This is a genomic window from Cronobacter sp. JZ38 (genome assembly GCF_008932145.1).
Classification (GTDB): domain Bacteria; phylum Pseudomonadota; class Gammaproteobacteria; order Enterobacterales; family Enterobacteriaceae; genus Cronobacter; species Cronobacter muytjensii.
This window is the reverse complement of record NZ_CP017662.1, coordinates 1,544,579-1,562,084: the sequence shown is the minus strand read 5'-3', so window position 1 is coordinate 1,562,084 and position 17,506 is coordinate 1,544,579. Positions and strand designations below refer to the sequence as shown.

General features: G+C 59.4%; 19 protein-coding genes. 4 read left to right on the top strand and 15 right to left on the bottom strand.

Going from position 1 to position 17,506, the window contains the following annotated elements:
- Positions 1–33: 33 nt before the first annotated feature.
- The 4 genes from yfcG to BJP61_RS07390 all read left to right on the top strand — a co-directional run bounded on the left by yfcG (position 34) and on the right by BJP61_RS07390 (position 3,233).
- Positions 34–663 (top strand): GSH-dependent disulfide bond oxidoreductase, encoded by a 630-nt coding sequence (gene yfcG, locus BJP61_RS07405; RefSeq protein WP_161579824.1) that lies wholly within the window; start codon positions 34–36, stop codon positions 661–663.
- 203 nt (positions 664–866) lie between these two features.
- Entirely contained in the window at positions 867–1,769 is a 903-nt protein-coding gene (locus BJP61_RS07400) for a TIGR01777 family oxidoreductase (protein WP_038861542.1), read from the top strand.
- Positions 1,770–1,897: 128 nt separating this feature from the next.
- Entirely contained in the window at positions 1,898–2,596 is a 699-nt protein-coding gene (locus tag BJP61_RS07395; protein ID WP_171998071.1) for an antitoxin Xre/MbcA/ParS toxin-binding domain-containing protein, read from the top strand.
- Entirely contained in the window at positions 2,589–3,233 is a 645-nt protein-coding gene (locus tag BJP61_RS07390) for an RES family NAD+ phosphorylase (RefSeq protein WP_171998070.1), read from the top strand. The genes BJP61_RS07395 and BJP61_RS07390 overlap by 8 nt, the downstream gene beginning before the upstream one ends.
- A 43-nt stretch (positions 3,234–3,276) precedes the next feature.
- Here BJP61_RS07390 and hisP read toward each other — a convergent pair whose 3' ends face one another.
- The 15 genes from hisP to pdxB form a co-directional block, all read right to left on the bottom strand.
- Entirely contained in the window at positions 3,277–4,050 is a 774-nt protein-coding gene (gene hisP, locus BJP61_RS07385; protein WP_004386652.1) for a histidine ABC transporter ATP-binding protein HisP, read from the bottom strand.
- Positions 4,051–4,060: 10 nt separating this feature from the next.
- Positions 4,061–4,777: an ABC transporter permease gene (locus tag BJP61_RS07380; protein WP_038861539.1), complete on the bottom strand. Its 717-nt coding sequence runs from the start codon at positions 4,775–4,777 to the stop codon at positions 4,061–4,063.
- Positions 4,774–5,460: a histidine ABC transporter permease HisQ gene (locus tag BJP61_RS07375; protein ID WP_171998069.1), complete on the bottom strand. Its 687-nt coding sequence runs from the start codon at positions 5,458–5,460 to the stop codon at positions 4,774–4,776. The genes BJP61_RS07380 and BJP61_RS07375 overlap by 4 nt, the downstream gene beginning before the upstream one ends.
- 73 nt (positions 5,461–5,533) lie before the next feature.
- Positions 5,534–6,316, bottom strand: coding sequence for a histidine ABC transporter substrate-binding protein HisJ (gene hisJ, locus BJP61_RS07370; protein ID WP_075194098.1), 783 nt, complete (start codon positions 6,314–6,316; stop codon positions 5,534–5,536).
- Positions 6,317–6,551: 235 nt separating this feature from the next.
- Positions 6,552–7,334: a lysine/arginine/ornithine ABC transporter substrate-binding protein ArgT gene (gene argT / locus BJP61_RS07365; RefSeq protein ID WP_038861535.1), complete on the bottom strand. Its 783-nt coding sequence runs from the start codon at positions 7,332–7,334 to the stop codon at positions 6,552–6,554.
- Between the two features lie 277 nt (positions 7,335–7,611).
- Complete coding sequence (locus BJP61_RS07360; RefSeq protein WP_038861534.1) at positions 7,612–8,181, bottom strand: UbiX family flavin prenyltransferase; 570 nt, start codon at positions 8,179–8,181, stop codon at positions 7,612–7,614.
- A 112-nt stretch (positions 8,182–8,293) separates the two neighbouring features.
- The gene (gene purF, locus BJP61_RS07355) at positions 8,294–9,811 is read right to left on the bottom strand and encodes an amidophosphoribosyltransferase (RefSeq protein WP_004386646.1); all 1,518 of its coding nucleotides are present in this window, start codon (positions 9,809–9,811) and stop codon (positions 8,294–8,296) included.
- Positions 9,812–9,850: 39 nt separating this feature from the next.
- On the bottom strand, positions 9,851–10,336 hold the full coding sequence (gene cvpA / locus BJP61_RS07350) for a colicin V production protein (protein ID WP_004386645.1): 486 nt from the start codon (positions 10,334–10,336) through the stop codon (positions 9,851–9,853).
- A 232-nt stretch (positions 10,337–10,568) separates the two neighbouring features.
- A complete protein-coding gene (dedD, locus tag BJP61_RS07345) occupies positions 10,569–11,291 on the bottom strand; it encodes a cell division protein DedD (RefSeq protein WP_038861532.1) in 723 nt (240 codons plus the stop codon).
- Positions 11,281–12,549, bottom strand: coding sequence for a bifunctional tetrahydrofolate synthase/dihydrofolate synthase (gene folC / locus BJP61_RS07340; RefSeq protein WP_171998068.1), 1,269 nt, complete (start codon positions 12,547–12,549; stop codon positions 11,281–11,283). The genes dedD and folC overlap by 11 nt, the downstream gene beginning before the upstream one ends.
- 70 nt (positions 12,550–12,619) lie before the next feature.
- A complete protein-coding gene (gene accD, locus BJP61_RS07335) occupies positions 12,620–13,540 on the bottom strand; it encodes an acetyl-CoA carboxylase, carboxyltransferase subunit beta (RefSeq protein WP_038861531.1) in 921 nt (306 codons plus the stop codon).
- Positions 13,541–13,690: 150 nt separating this feature from the next.
- Positions 13,691–14,350, bottom strand: a complete 660-nt coding sequence (locus BJP61_RS07330; RefSeq protein WP_038861530.1) for a DedA family protein — start codon at positions 14,348–14,350, stop codon at positions 13,691–13,693.
- Between the two features lie 25 nt (positions 14,351–14,375).
- Positions 14,376–15,188, bottom strand: coding sequence for a tRNA pseudouridine(38-40) synthase TruA (gene truA, locus BJP61_RS07325; protein ID WP_038861528.1), 813 nt, complete (start codon positions 15,186–15,188; stop codon positions 14,376–14,378).
- Positions 15,188–16,201 carry an aspartate-semialdehyde dehydrogenase gene (locus BJP61_RS07320; protein ID WP_038861526.1) on the bottom strand — a complete coding sequence of 338 codons (1,014 nt, stop codon included), beginning with the start codon at positions 16,199–16,201 and terminating at the stop codon, positions 15,188–15,190. The genes truA and BJP61_RS07320 overlap by 1 nt, the downstream gene beginning before the upstream one ends.
- A gap of 69 nt (positions 16,202–16,270) precedes the next feature.
- Positions 16,271–17,407, bottom strand: a complete 1,137-nt coding sequence (gene pdxB, locus BJP61_RS07315; RefSeq protein WP_038861525.1) for a 4-phosphoerythronate dehydrogenase PdxB — start codon at positions 17,405–17,407, stop codon at positions 16,271–16,273.
- Positions 17,408–17,506 lie beyond the last annotated feature (99 nt).

Below are 17,506 nucleotides of genomic sequence, written 5' to 3'. Positions count from 1 at the left end.
GAGCACGCCGCCCCCCTCATAAAGGACGCTGTCATGCTGGATCTCTACTACGCCCCGACGCCTAACGGCCATAAAGTCACGCTGTTTCTTGAAGAGGCCGGACTGGAGTATCGCCTCCACCGCGTTGACATCAGCAAGGGCGAGCAGTTTAAGCCAGAGTTTCTCGCCATCGCCCCGAACAATAAAATCCCGGCCATTATTGACCATGCCCCCGTCGACGGGGGCGCGCCGCTGAGCCTGTTTGAGTCGGGCGCGATTCTGCTCTACCTCGCGGAAAAGAGCGGCAAGCTCCTGAGCGGCGAACTGCGCGAGCGTCAGATTACATTGCAGTGGCTCTTCTGGCAGGTTGCCGGTTTCGGGCCGATGCTCGGCCAGAATCATCACTTCAACCACTTTGCGCCGCAGGCGGTGCCGTACGCTATTGAGCGCTATCAGGTGGAAACCCAGCGCCTCTACGGCGTACTCAATAAGCGTCTGGAAAAATGTCCGTGGCTGGGTGGCGAGCGCTACAGCATCGCGGATATCGCCACCTATCCCTGGGTGGTCTCCCATGAGCGCCAGCGCATCGATCTTGATAACTTCCCGGCGGTCAGTAACTGGTATGAGCGCATCAAAAACCGTCCGGCGACCGAACGCGCTTATCAGCTTGCCAGCACGCTCTGAGCTGATGCGCTGCTACCCTGCGCATGGGAAATAAGCGCTTCTCTTTACAGGAAAAATAAAGTAAGGATGCGCCCAGCGTCCCGGGCGTTCGCCGCCGGGTCGCCTATGCTGAAGGAGAAACCGACAAACTTCACGCGCTGCGCTTGCCGGTTCGGTAGTCATCCCCTTAAGCTGGCGGCGCTCAACGCACGCAGGAGGCACTTATGCAAATACTGGTAACCGGCGGCACCGGTCTGATTGGCCGCACGTTAACGTCGCGCCTGCTGGCGCTGGGCCATCATGTCACGGTCGTCACCCGCAATCCGGACCACGCCCGCGCGCGCCTCGACGCTGGCGTGGTGCTTGCACCGGGGCTGGATATCTTCAGCAACCTTGACGCTTTCGACGCGGTCATCAACCTGGCGGGCGAGCCCATCGCCGACAAACGCTGGACGGCAACGCAGAAAGAGCGTCTGTGCCAGAGCCGCTGGCAGATAACCCAACAGCTGGTGGCGCTGATGGCGGCGGGCAGTAAACCGCCCGCGGTGTTTCTTTCCGGCTCCGCCGTGGGTTATTACGGCGATCTCGGCGAGGTGGTGGTGAACGAAGATGAGCCGCCGCACAGCGAATTTACCCATAAACTGTGCGCCCGCTGGGAGCAGATAGCCGAAGGCGCGCAAAGCGAGCGCACGCGCGTGTGCCTGCTGCGTACCGGCGCGGTGCTGGCGCCCGATGGCGGCATGATGGGCAAACTGCTGCCGCTGTTTCGCTTCGGGCTGGGCGGGCCTGTAGGCAATGGCCGCCAGTATCTCGCCTGGATCCATATTGACGACATGGTGAATGCCATTATCTGGCTGCTGGATAACGACCTGCGCGGGCCGTTTAATATGGTGTCGCCCTACCCGGCGCGCAACGAGCGTTTCGCCCACACGCTGGGCCACGCGCTGCGGCGTCCGGCTTTTATGCGCGCGCCCGCGACCGCCGTGCGTCTGCTGATGGGCGAATCCGCCGTGCTGGTGCTGGGAGGCCAGCGCGCGCTACCCAAACGCCTTGAAGAATCTGGCTTCGGCTTTCGCTGGTTCGATTTAGAAGAGGCGTTAAAGGACATCGTCAGCCGGGCGCGTTAAGCGCCTTTTGCGGGCAGGCAGGCTGCCCGCAGAACGTTTCATCACGCCGCGCCACTCCCCACTGGCATTTCCCTTTCTGGTCAAGTTATAATCAATATCACGAATATCATTTATATCACGAGGGCGCTATGGTTTCCCGTACACGCCACGCCAGGCTAAAAGAGTACCCGCCGGAGGTCAGCGTCGAGTTTGTCGATGTCGGGCATCTGGTGACATCCCTTCAGGAATCACCCGCGCCGTGGGGGCGCATTCAGCTTTCCGATATTCCGGGCGAAGACGCCGGGCGCTATCTGATGCTGAAATTGCCGGACGAGGTTGACGAAGAGACGCTGGATAATGATATCCGGCTGGCTATCGTCAGCGCCGTCACGGCGGTGTCGCAGATGAAGCGCGCCGGTCAGGGCGCGGCTGAGATAGCGCCGCTACAGGCCCGTAACCGCGAGCGGCTCGACGCATTGCGACAGACCGTGCTTGAAGAAGGCCGCTGGCTCTCCGCAGGCGAAGTCAGCATGGCCGCGGGCGCCGCGCTGAAGAACCCGAGCGCGACGGCGAACCGCTGGAAGCAGGCGGGCAAAGTTTTCGCCCTGCCAGTGAACGGCAAAGACCGCTACCCCGCCTGGGCGTTTGATGAAGGCGGCCAGCCGCTGCCGTCGCTAAAACCTATTCTGGCGCGGTTTCGTGAGAAGACGCCCTGGGCCATCGCGCTCTGGTTCCACTCGCCCAACGCCTGGCTTGGAGGCGACAAGCCCAAAGACCGGCTGAAGACCGATCCGCAGGCGGTGCTGGACGCCGCCGACGTGGAGGCGAAGGGTCCGGTGCATGGTTGATATCACGGAAGAACGCCTGCCTGCGCCGCCTGCCGATATGCAGGTGCCGCGCGTCACGGTATGGCCCGCAGGGAAGCGGATAATTCGCGTCCACAGTGACCAGTTCGCGGGCGATGCCTTTAACCCTGGCATTGGCAATGCGCGCTTCAGCCCGCTGCGACGCGCCGACGGCAGCGCTATTCCCACGCTCTATGGCGGCGTGGGGGCGGAGGTCGCGATTATGGAGTCGCTGTTTCACGACGTGCCGACGGGCTCACTTGGCGTCAGCTTCGATCTCCGCAAGGCTGCGGGGCTCTGCATCAGCACGTTAACGCCGGGCGGCACGCTTTCTCTGGTAAGCCTTACCCCGACGCTTCTGCGCCGCTGGGGCGTTACCCAGGCGGCGCTTACTGCCAGTTCGCCGCTGCACTACCCGCAGACCCGCCAGTGGGCTGCCGCTATCTATTACGCGAATCCGCATCTGCATGGCATCAGCTGGCCGTCGCGCCAGCACGGCGGCAAAGCGCTGATGCTGTTTGGCGATCGCCTCTCCGCTGTGCCGCTCACACTCAATGAGAGCTTGCCGCTGCTGGAGGGCGCTCTGATTGAGATTTACCGGCTGGCGGATGAGATGGGGCTGGTGTTAACAGAGGCGTGAGCGTAAACCGGCCTCCCTGCCGGTGTGTGAAGGACTGTCGCGGTTACTTCAGCGATCCTTTCAGAAACTGTTGCAGGCGCGGGCTTTGCGGATTGTTGAAGAGCGCGTCCGGCGGCCCTTCTTCTTCGATTTTGCCCTGATGCAGGAAAATCACGTGTGACGAGACGTGACGGGCAAATTCCATTTCGTGCGTCACCACCACCATCGTTTTGCCCTCTTCCGCGAGCTTTTGCATGATGCGCAGCACTTCGCCCACCAGCTCCGGGTCGAGCGCGGAGGTTGGCTCGTCAAACAGCAGCACATCCGGCTCCATCGCCAGCGCGCGGGCAATGGACACACGCTGCTGCTGGCCGCCGGAGAGATGCACCGGATATTTCCCCTGCGCGCGCTCATCGATGCCGACTTTGGCGAGGTATTTCACCGCCCGTTCACGCGCATCCTGTTTGCTTAAGCCGAGCACCTGAACCGGCGCTTCCATGACGTTTTCCAGGACCGTCATATGGCTCCACAGGTTGAAATGCTGGAACACCATCGTCAGGCGCGTGCGCAACAGGCGCAGCTGGTTTTTATCCGCCACCTTGAGCTGGCCGTCTTTGTCGCGCACCAGCGTGATGTTCTGGTTATTCACCACGATAGTGCCTTCGCTCGGCTTTTCCAGAAAGTTAATGCAGCGCAGGAAAGTGCTTTTACCGGAGCCGGAGGAGCCGATAATGCTAATAACATCCCCGGCGTTCGCCTTCAGCGAGACGCCCTTGAGCACTTCATGTTCGCCGTAGCGCTTGTGCAGATCGGTAACGTTTAATTTATTTTCAGACATGCGTAGCCACTCAGTGCGTTGAAGCCGGTTTCAGGTGCCGTAGCCAGCGTTTTTCCGCCTTGCGGAACAGGCTTATGAGCACGTAAGAGATAATCAGGTAGAGCACCGCCGCGATGCCGAACGCCGTAAACGGCTGATAGGTGGCGGAGTTGATGTCGCGGGCGATTTTCAGCAGATCGGGCACGGTGGCGGTAAACGCCAGCGCCGTGGAGTGCAGCATCAGGATCACTTCGTTGCTGTATGCAGGCAGCGCGATACGCAGCGCCGACGGCAGAATAATGCAGCGATACATTTTAAAGCGCGAAAAGCCGTACGCGCGCGCCGCCTCAATCTCGCCATGCGGCACCGCGCGAATGGCGCCCGCGAAAATCTCGGTGGTGTAGGCGCAGGTGTTGAGCGTCAGCGCCAGCACGGTGCAGTTCAGCCCGCTGCGGAAAAACTCATTCAGCAGTTGTGTGCCTTTCACCACTTCCAGCGTGTACATGCCGGAGTAAAACACCAGCAGCTGCACGTAAAGCGGCGTGCCGCGAAACACGTACGTAAAGAGCCAGATGGGGAACCAGACCACTTTATTTTCCGACACGCGGCCAATCGCCAGGAACAGCGCCAGCACGCCGCCCATCACCACCGAGGCGATAAGCAGCCAGAGCGTAATCGCCACGCCCGTAAAGCGATAGCCGTCGGTCCAGAGCAGGGATTTCCAGTACTCCTGAATAATCTCAATCACAGGTCAGCCCTCTTCACACCGACGGAATAGCGGCGCTCAAGCAGCAACAGAACGCCGTTAGAGAGCGTGGTAAACCCCAGATAAATCAGCCCGCAGACGATCGCGAAGTAAAACGGCTGCCAGGTGCTTTTGCCGGCAAGCTGCGTCGCCTTGACCACATCTTCCAGCCCCAGCAGCGACACCAGCGCGGTGGCTTTTAAAATCACCTGCCAGTTATTGCCGATGCCCGGCAACGCGAAGCGCATCATTGACGGGAACAGAATACGGCGGAAGGTTTGCGCGCCGGTAAAGCCAAACGCGGTCGCCGCCTCGATATGGCCTCGCGGCACGGCGAGAAACGCCCCACGGAAGGTTTCAGTAAAATAAGCGCCATAGATAAAACCGAGCGTGATAATGCCTGCGACCATCGGGTCGATATCAAACTGGCTGAACCCCAGCGCGTCGGTCACGCTGTTGAGCGCGATCTGCAGGCCGTAGAAAATCAGCAGCATCAGCACCAGATCGGGCACGCCTCGAATCAGCGTGGTGTACGCTTCGAAAATCAGCGCCAGCGGACGGTGGCGTGAGAGCTTTGCCCCTGCGCCGACCAGACCAATCGCCACCGAGAGGACAACAGCGCTGAGCGCCAGCTCAAGGGTGACGAGCGCCCCCTGGAGTATTACCTGTGAAAACCCATACAGCATGGTGCCTTATCCTGTACTCAGCGTGCGCACGACCGACCGGCGCCCCGCAGGGCGCCGCGCTGACCCGTGCGGGTTAGCCGCCGTAAACGTTGAAATCAAAATACTTTTTGGCGAGTTTTTCGTAGGTGCCGTCGGCGCGCATCTCTGCAAACGCCTTGTTCAGCGCCAGGCGCAGCTCGTTATCATCTTTGCGGATGCCCATGCCGGTGCCGACGCCAAAGAGTTTTTCATCTTTAATCGACGGGCCGCCAAACTGGTAACCCTTGCCCACCGGCTGTTTCAGGAAGCCTTCGCTGGCGGCCACTTCATCCTGAAACGCGGCGTCGATGCGCCCGGCGGTCAGGTCAGAGTAAATATTGTCCTGTCCCTGGTAGGAGACAATCTCGACGCCCTTCGGCGCCCAGTGGACGTTGCCGTACGTTTCCTGCGTCGTACCCTGCAACACGCCTACGCGTTTGCCTTTTAACGCCTCAAGCGTCGGCTGGATAGCCGAGCCTTTAGCGACCACCAGGCGGGAGTCGGCAGCGTAGAGTTTGTCGGTGAACGCTATCTCCTGCTGGCGCTTTTCGGTAATCGACAGCGAGGACATGATCGCATCGATTTTCTTCGCTTTGAGAGACGGGATCAGCGCGTCGAGCGGCTGTTCAACGAAGGAACATTGCGTCTGGATGCGTTTGCACAGCTCTTTGGCCAGATCGATATCAAAACCGACCAGTTCGCCCTGCGCGTTTTTCGATTCAAAGGGCGCGTAGGTCGGATCGGTGCCGATACGTAAATGCTGCGGAATTGCTGCGAAAGCGCCAGAAATGCTGGAGAGAGCCAGCCCCAGAGAAAATGCTAACAGCCGTTTTTTCATAACTATCCTCATCAGACGCGCATAATAAAGTGTCAGGCGGAAAAACTGCACCTATCGTGCCATTACTGCCGCCTCGTAATCAAAACTTTATGCGTGCTGAGATAGATTTATTTTCATTATTCGTGCGTAGAAATGCGTCTTTGCCCTTTTATGGTGCATAAGTTGCACCATTTTGCGTCACGTCCGCTGACCGCGCACCACAATGGCCGCCAGCGGACGAACGCCTGACGGGCAATCAGTCGCCGTAAACGTTAAAGTCGAAATATTTCTTCGCCATCTTGTCGTAAGTGCCGTCTTTGCGGATCTCGTTGAAGGCTTTATCAAACGCGGCTTTCAGCTCGGCGTCATCTTTGCGCAGGCCCACGCCCGTGCCGTCGCCAAAATAATTTTTATCTTTAACTGACGGCCCCGCGAACGCGTACTCTTTGCCGGCAGGCTGTTTCAGAAACCCTTCACTTGCGGCCACTTCATCCTGCAAGGCGGCGTCAAGACGGCCCGCCGCCAGATCGGAGTAGATCAGATCCTGGTTCTGGTACGCCACCACATCCACGCCCTTCGCACGCCACTTCTCATTAGCGTAGGCTTCCTGCGTGGAGCCTTGCAGCACGCCCACATGTTTGCCTTTCAGCGAGTCGATGGTCGGCTGAATGGTCGCGCCTTTGGCGGCGATCAGGCGGGAATCCGCCGCGTAGAGTTTCTCGGAAAACGCAATTTCTTTCTGGCGCTTATCGGTGATAGAGAGCGAAGAGATAATCGCGTCGATTTTTTTCGCTTTCAGCGATGGGATCAGCGAGTCGAAATCGCTGCCGACCCAGGTGCATTTCACCTGCATGCGTTTACACATCTCGTTGCCGAGATCGATATCAAACCCGACAAACTCGCCTTTAGCGTCTTTTGAGGAGAACGGCGCGTAGGTGGCGTCAGTGCCAATGCGAACGGTCTGGGGAAGCGCGGCGAATACGCTGGCGCTGGTGGAAAGGCCAAGCAGCAAGGAGAACGCGAGCACCTTCTTCTTCATACATTACCCTCAAGTTTTCTGATTTTATTATCTGTTGCGTTGTGTGTTGCAATCAGGCTTTGCACTTCCCATGCCAGTTTTAGGCGCTGCCGGAACCGGCATGAATTGTTAAAAAATGGTTGCAATCAGGTTGTGTGAATGAAAGATAGCACTCCGCGCAGCAGACGCTGAGCGTGAAATCGTAAAAGGCGGGATTAAATGTCGAGGATATGATCGCGCTTGCAGAATTGCCCCATAATGAAGCGCAGCGCTCCGCTTTGCCTCATCGTGGCGCGCGTTACGCGCCAGGCCAGCGGGTAAAGAGATCGGCGGGCAGCGTGATATCAAGCTGATCGAGCGCGCGATTGACCGTCTGGTTAATCACCTCATCCAGCGTCTGCGGGCGATGATAAAACGCGGGCATCGGCGGCATGATCACAGCACCCAGCTCCGCCGCCTGGGTCATCAGGCGTAAGTGACCGAGATGCAGCGGCGTTTCGCGCACGCACAGCACCAGCCTGCGGCGCTCTTTCAGCACGACATCCGCCGCGCGCGTCAGCAGGCCGTCGGTATAGCTGTTCACAATGCCAGAAAGCGTTTTGATGGAGCACGGCAGGATAATCATCCCGTCGGTTTTGAACGAGCCGGAAGAGACGCTGGCGGCGATATCGCGCGCGTCGTGGTTCACATCGGCCAGCGCCTGAACATCGCGTACGGTCATGTCCGTCTCCAGCGCCAGCGTCTGACGCGCGGCCTGGCTCATGATGAGGTGGGTTTCCACCTCCGGCACCGTCTGCAGCGTTTGCAACAGCCGAATGCCATAAATCGCGCCGCTGGCGCCGGAAATGCCGACAATGATTTTTTTCATGGAGTTATCTGGACAAGAAGCACTGAGCGAGACTTTGCCGCAAGACGCGGCGAGATGCAAACGGGGATTTCGCCCCTCCCGGTACGGAAGGGGCGACGGCACGCGGGAAGAGTTAGCCTTCGTTATGCATCTCTAAATTTTCGACTTCGTTCTGACGCATCACCGCTTTGGCGTCGTCGTTACGCAGGGATTCGAGATATTCCAGATACTGGTGGTCGACATCTTTAGTGACGTAAACGCCGTTAAAGACCGAGCACTCGAACTGTTGAATATCCGGGTTTTCCGCGCGCACCGCTTCGATGAGATCGTCGAGATCCTGGAAAATTAAACCGTCGGCGCCGATGATCTGGCGGATCTCATCCACTTCGCGCCCGTGAGCGATAAGCTCGTTGGCGCTCGGCATATCGATGCCGTAGACGTTCGGGAAGCGAATTTCCGGCGCGGCGGAGGCCAGATAGACCTTCTTCGCCCCTGCTTCGCGAGCCATCTCGATAATCTGCTCGGACGTGGTGCCGCGCACGATAGAGTCATCCACCAGCAGCACGTTTTTATCGCGGAACTCAGCGCGGTTGGCGTTAAGCTTGCGGCGCACCGACTTACGGCGCAGGTGCTGGCCTGGCATGATAAAGGTACGGCCGACGTAGCGGTTCTTCACAAAGCCCTGACGGTAGGGTTTGTTAAGAATACGCGCGATTTCCAGCGCGATATCGCAGGAGGTTTCCGGAATCGGGATCACTACATCGATATCCAGATCTTCCCATTCGCGCGCGATTTTCTCGCCGAGCTTTTTGCCCATCTCAACGCGGGCGCTGTAGACAGAAATCTTGTCGATAAAGGAATCCGGGCGCGCGAAGTAGACATATTCGAACAGACACGGGTTGCTGACCGGGTTATCCGCGCACTGGCGGGTAAACAGCTGGCCTTTCTCGCTGATGTAAACCGCTTCGCCCGGCGCCACGTCGCGCAGGAATTCAAAGCCCAAAGTATCGAGCGCCACGCTCTCGGACGCCACCATGTACTCGGCGCGGCCGTTGCCGGCGTCACGTTTGCCAAGCACCAGCGGGCGGATACCGTTAGGGTCGCGAAACGCCACCATACCGTGCCCGATAATCATCGCCACACAGGCGTAGGCACCACGGATCAGGCGATTCATCGCCGCGATGGCCGCGAAAATGTTGTCCGCTTCCAGCGGGTAGTGGCGGAAGTTATCGAGCTCGCTCGCGAAGATGTTGAGCAGGATTTCAGAATCTGAGGTGGTATTGATATGACGGCGCTTCTCTTCAAAGAGCATTTTGCGCAGTTCATGGGCGTTCGTCAGGTTGCCGTTGTGGGCAAGCGTAATGCCGTAGGGCGAGTTAACATAGAACGGCTGGGCTTCAGAGGCGCTGGAGCTGCCCGCCGTCGGGTAGCGCACGTGACCAATTCCCATGTTGCCCTGCAAACGCTGCATGTGGCGGGCTTCGAACACATCATTCACCAGGCCGTTCGCTTTACGCAGACGGAAGCAATTATTCGCATCGATGGTGATGATGCCTGCGGCATCCTGCCCGCGGTGCTGAAGCACCGTTAACGCGTCATAAATCGACTGGTTTACCGGCATAACACCGGCGATCCCGACAATACCGCACATGTTGTCTTTTCCTCAATTCAAAGACCGCCCCCGGCACGATTACCGGGGCAGGAAACTTGACGAGCTTTGCAGATAGTCAAAGAACCATCTGATGATGAAACTGAACTGCGGGATAAGCTGCGACTTTTGCCAGTCCTCGCTTTTGGACAGGCCCGTGAAGGTATCAAGAAAGAACAGAATGGCGGCGACAATCAGCACGCCTCGCAAGGCGCCGAAACAGATCCCCAACACCCTGTCTGTACCCGACAGGCCGGTTTTCTCCACCAGCGCGCCAATCACATAGTTGACTATCGCACCGACGATAAGCGTCGCGATAAACAGCACCGCGATAGCAATCCCATTACGTACCAGTTCATCTTCAAAGCCGGTGAACCAGACTGCCAGGTAAGTGTAGTAATGACTGGCGACAAAGAAAGCGCAGCCCCAGGTGACAAGCGACAGCGCCTCTCTCACGAACCCGCGGATCAGGCTGACCAGGCACGAGAAACCCACTACTGCAATGATGGCGTAATCTATCCAGACCATGAATGTGTCCCACGATAAAACGCCCTGACATCCGGTTCGGGGCGCATTCTAACAGAAAAAGAAAACGTTTGCGTAGGGATTTCCTTTCCACGCGTTAATAAAAAATGGCGTTGAAAAAATCTTCAACGCCATCCGTCCGTTATGCCTGCAACCAGCCAAATTGCGCCGGTTGCGGGCCGTCTCTGGCGCGATGCGGTTTCTGGCGGCGCCTGTCAGTCAGGCGCCGGACCGCTTAATTCACGCTGTAATTCATTATCACGCCGTTCAACCCTGACAGGCTGTTCAGCTCGCCAAGCGACGATTTAAGCTTATCTTTCGAGGCTTCCGGCCCCACCAGAATACGGGTGATTTTCCCCTGTACCGGCGTGGAGGGCGACGTATACGCCCGGTAGCCCGCCGAGCGCAGCTTCCCGACGATCTCATTGACTTTGTCGGCGTTTTTCAGCGCGCCGAGCTGTACCACATACGCTTTGCCCGCAGGCGGCGTTTGCGGTTTTTCCGGCGGCGTGGGTTTCGCAGGCGCAGGCGCTTCGGCCTCGCTCACCATCGCCAGCTGCTCGTCGGTTTTATCGCGCTGCGGTTTGTTCTGCGGCTTGTCCGTAGCGCGCGTTCTGGCAGGCTCCGTTGTTTTCGGTTTCGCAGGCGTCACCGGCACTTCATCAAGCTCCGCGCCGGTATCGGCAGGCAGCCGCGTGGTGTCTATCGATGACGTCGCCGCGTTACCCGCCCTCACCTCTTCCGCCGCGCCTTCCGGCGGCTGAGACGGCAGCGCCTGCGTCGCGGCAGGCAGCATATCCGGCTCGTCGCGATCGCCAGGCTTCGGCACCAGCGGGATCGCGGCGAACTCATCCTGATAATGTTTTTTCTGGCCGTCCAGCAGCCCTGGCAGCACGATAACCCCCAGCGCCACCAGCACAATCGTGCCGACTAATCGGTTCTGAAACTTACTCGCCACCTCGTCTCCCCGCGTCCATCTCTTCCATTACCTGCGCGACGGTATGAAACGACCCGCACACCAGTACCGTATCGGCGGGCTGCGCGTCGGCCAGCGCCGCATGCCAGGCCTGCGCCACGCTGGTAAAGACCGCGCTTGCCTGCAGATGCTCCGCAAGCTCTTCAGCGCGGGCGCCGCGCGGCCCGTCCAGAGGGGCACAATACCAGCTATCCACGACCCTCTCCAGACAGGCGAGCGTGCCGGCGATATCTTTATCGTGCAACATGCCGATGACGCCCAGCACGCGCCCGGCCGATGGCGACTGCGCCAGCCGCTGCGCCAGATACCCTGCCGCGTGCGGGTTATGCGCCACATCGAGAATCACGCGCGGGGCGTCGCTCACTATCTGGAAACGCCCGGGCAGCGTGGCGCGGGCGATACCGTCGCGGATCGCCTGCTCGCTCACCTCAAGGCCGCTCGCGCGCAGCGCGGCAAGCGCCGTGGCGGCGTTAGGCTGCGGCACCTGGGGCAGCGGAAGGTCATTCAGTTCGCCGTGCTCGTCGCTAAAATTCCAGCCAGTGCCGGTGACCGCATAGCGCCAGGCGTCGTTAACGCGCAGCAGCCGCGCGCCTTTCTCCTGCGCGACCTGCGCGATGGTCTGCGGCATATCGGTCTCGCCCACCACCGCCGGTTTACCCTGACGGAAGATCCCGGCTTTCTCACGCCCGATGCTTTCGCGATCTGGCCCCAGCCAGTCGGTATGATCGAGCGCGATGCTGGTGACAACCGCCACATCGCAGTCCACCAGGTTGGTGGCGTCAAGGCGCCCGCCGAGGCCCACTTCAAGAATAACGACATCCAGTTGCGCCTGCTTAAACAGCCACAGCGCGGAAAGCGTGCCGTATTCGAAATAGGTCAGCGACGTCTCGCCGCGCGCGGCCTCGATCTCTGCGAACGCGGCGGTGTGCTGGCTTTCGGCAAGCTCCTCGCCCTGCACGCGCACGCGTTCGGTGTAGCGCACGAGGTGCGGCGAGCTATAGACGCCCACCCGGTAGCCTGCGGCAATCAGCACCGCTTCGAGCGTCCGGCATGTGGTGCCTTTACCGTTGGTGCCTGCGACGGTAAACACAAAGGGCGCGGGCTTCGCGACGTCCAGCGCCGCCGCCACGCGCGATACGCGCAGAAGGCCCATGTCGATGGTCTTGCCGTGCAGGTTTTCCAGATAAGAAAGCCACGTGGCCAGAGGCGACGTGGCTTGGGGAAGATGTTGCTTTTCCATGATACCCGTATCCTGGTTACGGTTCATAAACAAGAAGGGCAGCGCCTGGTGGCCCTGCCCTTCATGACTATCAGGCCTCTTGATCCTGTTCCGGGACCGGCGGCACGACGACCGCTTCACGCGGCGCGTCCGGGCTCGGAGCCGGGAGGTTCATCAGCTTCGCCAGAATGCTGGCGAGCTTGAGACGCAGCTCCGGACGACGCACGATCATATCGATAGCGCCTTTTTCAATCAGGAATTCGCTGCGCTGGAAGCCAGCCGGCAGTTTTTCACGCACGGTCTGCTCGATAACGCGCGGGCCGGCGAAGCCGATCAGCGCTTTCGGCTCAGCGATGTTGAGATCGCCAAGCATAGCGAAGCTTGCAGAAACGCCGCCCATGGTCGGGTCGGTCAGCACGGAGATGTACGGCAGACCGCGCTCCTGCATTTTCGCCAGCGCCGCAGAGGTTTTCGCCATCTGCATCAGCGACATCAGCGCTTCCTGCATACGCGCGCCACCGGAGGCGGAGAAGCAGATCAACGGACAATTGTCTTCAAGCGCCTGCTCGACCGCACGTACGAAGCGCGCGCCGACCACGGAGCCCATAGAGCCGCCCATAAAGGCGAATTCAAACGCCGCCGCAACGACCGGCATCCCGTGCAGGGTGCCTTTCATCACTACCAGCGCGTCTTTTTCGCCGGTTTCTTTCTGGGCGCTCGCCAGACGATCCTTGTACTTTTTGGAATCTCTGAACTTCAGCACATCTTTCGGCTCAAGCTCACTGCCCAGTTCCACCAGCGAGCCTTCGTCTAACAGGCTGTGCAGACGGTCGCGGGCCGCCATACGCATGTGGTGATCGCACTTCGGGCAAACCTCAAGGTTACGCTCCAGTTCGGCGCGGTAGAGTACCTGTCCGCAGCTGTCGCACTTGGTCCACACCCCTTCCGGGATGTTCGCTCGGCGAGTGGGAGTAATATTGCTTTTATTGAGAATTCGTTCAATCCAGCTCATTGATAACCTTTCTGCCTGAACCTGGTCGATGCCAGTTTTTCTGTGGGGGCGCATAATGCCATTATTGCCTTCCACAGACCATAAATGGTGCTCATTAAACCATAACGGCCCGCGACTTTGGATAAAAAAGTGGTCGAACCGCCAGAGGGCTTATTTTGCCTGGCGCGCCGCGGCGCGTTTGTGACGCACCACTTCAAAAATGCCCGGCAATACTGAGACGATAATAATCAAAACGATAAACAGCTTCAGATTGTCCTGAATGAACGGCATCGCCCCGAAGAAGTAGCCCGCGTAGGTAAACAGCAGGACCCACAACAGCGCGCCAATGACGTTAAACAGAGCAAAATGGCGGTAAGACATATGCCCCATCCCGGCGACGAACGGCGCGAAGGTGCGTACTATCGGCACGAAACGGGCGAGAATAATCGTTTTGCCGCCGTGGCGTTCATAAAACGCATGCGTTTTATCAAGATAGCTCTGCCGGAAGATTTTGGAATCCGGATTGCTGAAAAGTTTTGCGCCAAACAGCCGCCCGATGGTGTAGTTCACCGCATCGCCAAGGATAGCGGCAATGACCATCAGCGTGACCATCAGGTGCACGTTAAGATCGTTAGACGGCAGCGCGGAGAGCGCACCGGCCACGAACAACAGCGAATCGCCCGGCAAAAACGGCGTCACCACCAGACCCGTTTCGCAAAACAGGATCAGGAACAGAATCGCGTAAACCCAGATGCCGTACTGTGCCACCAGCTCCGCCAGATGCACGTCAATATGTAAAATAAAATCAATCAGAAAGCGAATAATGTCCATACAGGTTCATCTTCCCCGACTGCATTCAGTCAGCTAAAAAAAGTGGGCCCATCGGCGGCTTCGGGAGGTCAAACTGCGCCGGATAATCCACCGACACCAGATAAAGCCCTTCCGCTTTCGCCGTCGCTGCCGCAAGCGTTCTGTCCTTAGCCGCCAGCAGTTCTGCCATCCAGCTCTCCGGCTGGTTACCGCAGCCAATTTCCATCAGGCTGCCAACGATATTGCGCACCATATGGTGTACAAACGCGTTTGCCTTGATATCCACCACAATATAAGCCCCGAAGCGCTCAACGTTGATATGCATCAGGTTGCGCCACGGGGTGCGGGACTGGCACTGCACCGCGCGAAACGAGGTAAAGTCGTTTTCGCCGATCAGGCACTGCGCCGCCCGGTGCATTCGCTGTGCGTCCAGCGGCAGGTGGTAATGTGTGACTCCCTGCGAGAGCACCGCCGGCCGCAGACGATGATTATAGATAACGTAGCGGTAACGGCGGGCCGTGGCGCTGAACCGGGCATGGAATTCCGCGGGCACATCTTTGACCCAGCGCACCGCGATGTCACCAGGTAAATTCGCATTTACGCCGAGCGTCCATGCCGCGTCCTTGCGGATAGCCGTGGTTTCGAAATGCACGACCTGGCCGGTAGCGTGCACGCCTGCGTCGGTACGACCGGCGCAGAAAACGTTAATCGGCTCATTAGCGACCTGCGAGAGCGCTTTTTCAAGCTTCTCCTGGACGCTGCGTACTTCCTGCTGACGCTGCCAGCCATAATATTTGCTGCCGTCATACTCAATGCCGAGCGCGATTTTGACTGTCGGCTTTTCCAGACTCTCCGACATCAGTAGAGATACTCCTGCAGCAGCTTCTCAGCGGTTTTCACCGCCATCAGCGCGCCGCCGAAGCGCACGTTGTCGGCGACCGACCAGAACTGGATTTGCTCCGGCATGCCGTAGTCGTTACGCACGCAGCCAATGGAAAGATGCACGCTGCCGGAGGCATCGCCCACCTGCGTCGGATAATCGTTCTCTTCGGACAGCGCGATATCCGGATCGCGCTCCAGCGCGTCACGCGCCTCTTCCGCTGCAAGCGGGCGCAGCGCTTCGAAATTCACCATCTGCGCATGGCCGTAGAAAACCGGCGCCTGCACGCTGGTGACCGAAATCATCAGGCCTTCATCCTGGAGGATTTTGCGCGCTTCATCTACCAGACGACGGTCCTGACGCACGCTGCCTTCACGGTCCGGGAGCAATGGCAGCATGTTGAACGCTAACTGACGGCCAAAATGGTCGTCTTCATCAACCGGCATGCCGTTCAGCAGGCGCGCGCTCTGCCCTGCCAGCGCATCTACCGCCGTTTTGCCTTGTGCGGACACGGACAATAAATTTGTCACCTGAATGCGAGACAAGCCGCCAGCTTCCATCAGCGGGCGCAGCGCCGTCAGCAGCTGGCTGGTGAGACTGTCAGCCACCGCCACGACATTGCGGTTGCGGTAATCGGCAAGCACATACGGGTTTACATCCGGCACCACCAGCGGCACGTCCGGCTCCAGTGCGAACAGACCGCTGGAGTCGATAACCAGACAGCCGGCGTTGGTGGCGTCGTCTGTGTAGCGCGCGCTGGCCTCCTGGCCTGCGACGAAAAAGGCGAGCTGCGCCTGCGTCCAGTCAAACGCATCGGCATCCTGCACCTGCACGCTTTTGCCCGCGAAACGCAGCGTTTCGCCCGCGCTTTCGCTGCGCGCCAGCGCATAAAGTTCACCCACCGGGAACTGACGCTCGGCGAGTTGCTCAAGCAGGGCTTCTCCCACGGCGCCCGTCGCGCCCAGTATGGCGATATTCCAGCCTTCAGACATGGTGGTATTTACTCCAGAAAATAAAAATGCATCCCCCGCCCGGCGGGCGGGGAATAAGAGAACCTGTGATTAACGGATCGGATGATGGGTCGCGTTAAAACCCAGCTTTTGCAGCAGCTCGGCGGCGGCGGCGTCATCGCACTGCACGTACAGTGACGACCATTCGCGGCGCTCCTGATAATTTTTGCGCAGCTTGTCGAACTCACCCGGCACGCCCGCCACGCGTCGGAGCGGGGCGTCATCGCGGCGCACATCATACACCAGATGCACCAGCCGTTTCAGCGTGGCCTGATCGAGCGGCCCCTGAAACGTTACGCGGCCAAATTCTGGCGGCGGCAATAGCGTAGAGAGCGCGACCTGTTGCGGCTGGCCGAGGAACTGGCTGTAGGCCTCAAATACCTGCGTGGTGCCGCGCGCTTTGCCTTCCAGCGTATAGCCCGCGATGTGCGCGGTGCCGATATCCACGCGTTTTAACAGTTCCGTGTTGAGTTCCGGCTCTGGCTCCCAGACGTCCAGCACCACGCTCAGCGCCTGGCCCGCTTCAAGACGCGCCAGCAGCGCGGCGTTATCCACGACCGGGCCGCGGCAGGCGTTTATCAGAATAGCGCCGGGCTTGAGCCGCGCGATCAGCGCCTCGTCGGCAAGGTGCAGGGTTTTGTACGGGCCGTCTTTAAACAGCGGCGTGTGGAACGTCAGGATATCCGCCTCGCGCACCAGTTCATCCAGCGAGCGGAAATCGCCGCCCTCGCCACGATCGGCGCGCGGCGGATCGCACAGCAGCGTGCGCACGCCCAGCGCCTCAAGGCGAGCCTGTAACCGGGAGCCGACGTTGCCCACGCCGACGATCCCGACGGTGCGGTCAGTGAGCGCAAAACCGTCGCGCTCGGCGAGCATCAGCAGCGCGGAGAACACGTACTCCACCACGGCGATGGCGTTGCAGCCAGGGGCGGCGGAGAACGCGACGCCCGCCGCGCGTAAATCGTCTTCATTAACGTGGTCGGTGCCCGCCGTAGCGGTGCCGACAAACCTGACGTTTTTGCCTTCCAGCAGCGCGCGATTGACCGGCGTAACCGAGCGCACCATCAGCGCGTCGGCATCGTCCAGTTCCGCCTGCGGGATCGGGCGGCCCGGCACGGCTTTCACCTCGCCCAGACGGCTGAACAGCTCGCGTGCGTAAGGCATATTTTCATCAACGAGGATTTTCACGTTTCTCTACCTGTTTATGTGCGGGAGATAGCCGTTAAGTGTGCCATAATCTCGCCGCCAGGCATACTTAACAGCGTGGTTAGTTTCGCGGCACCGTCC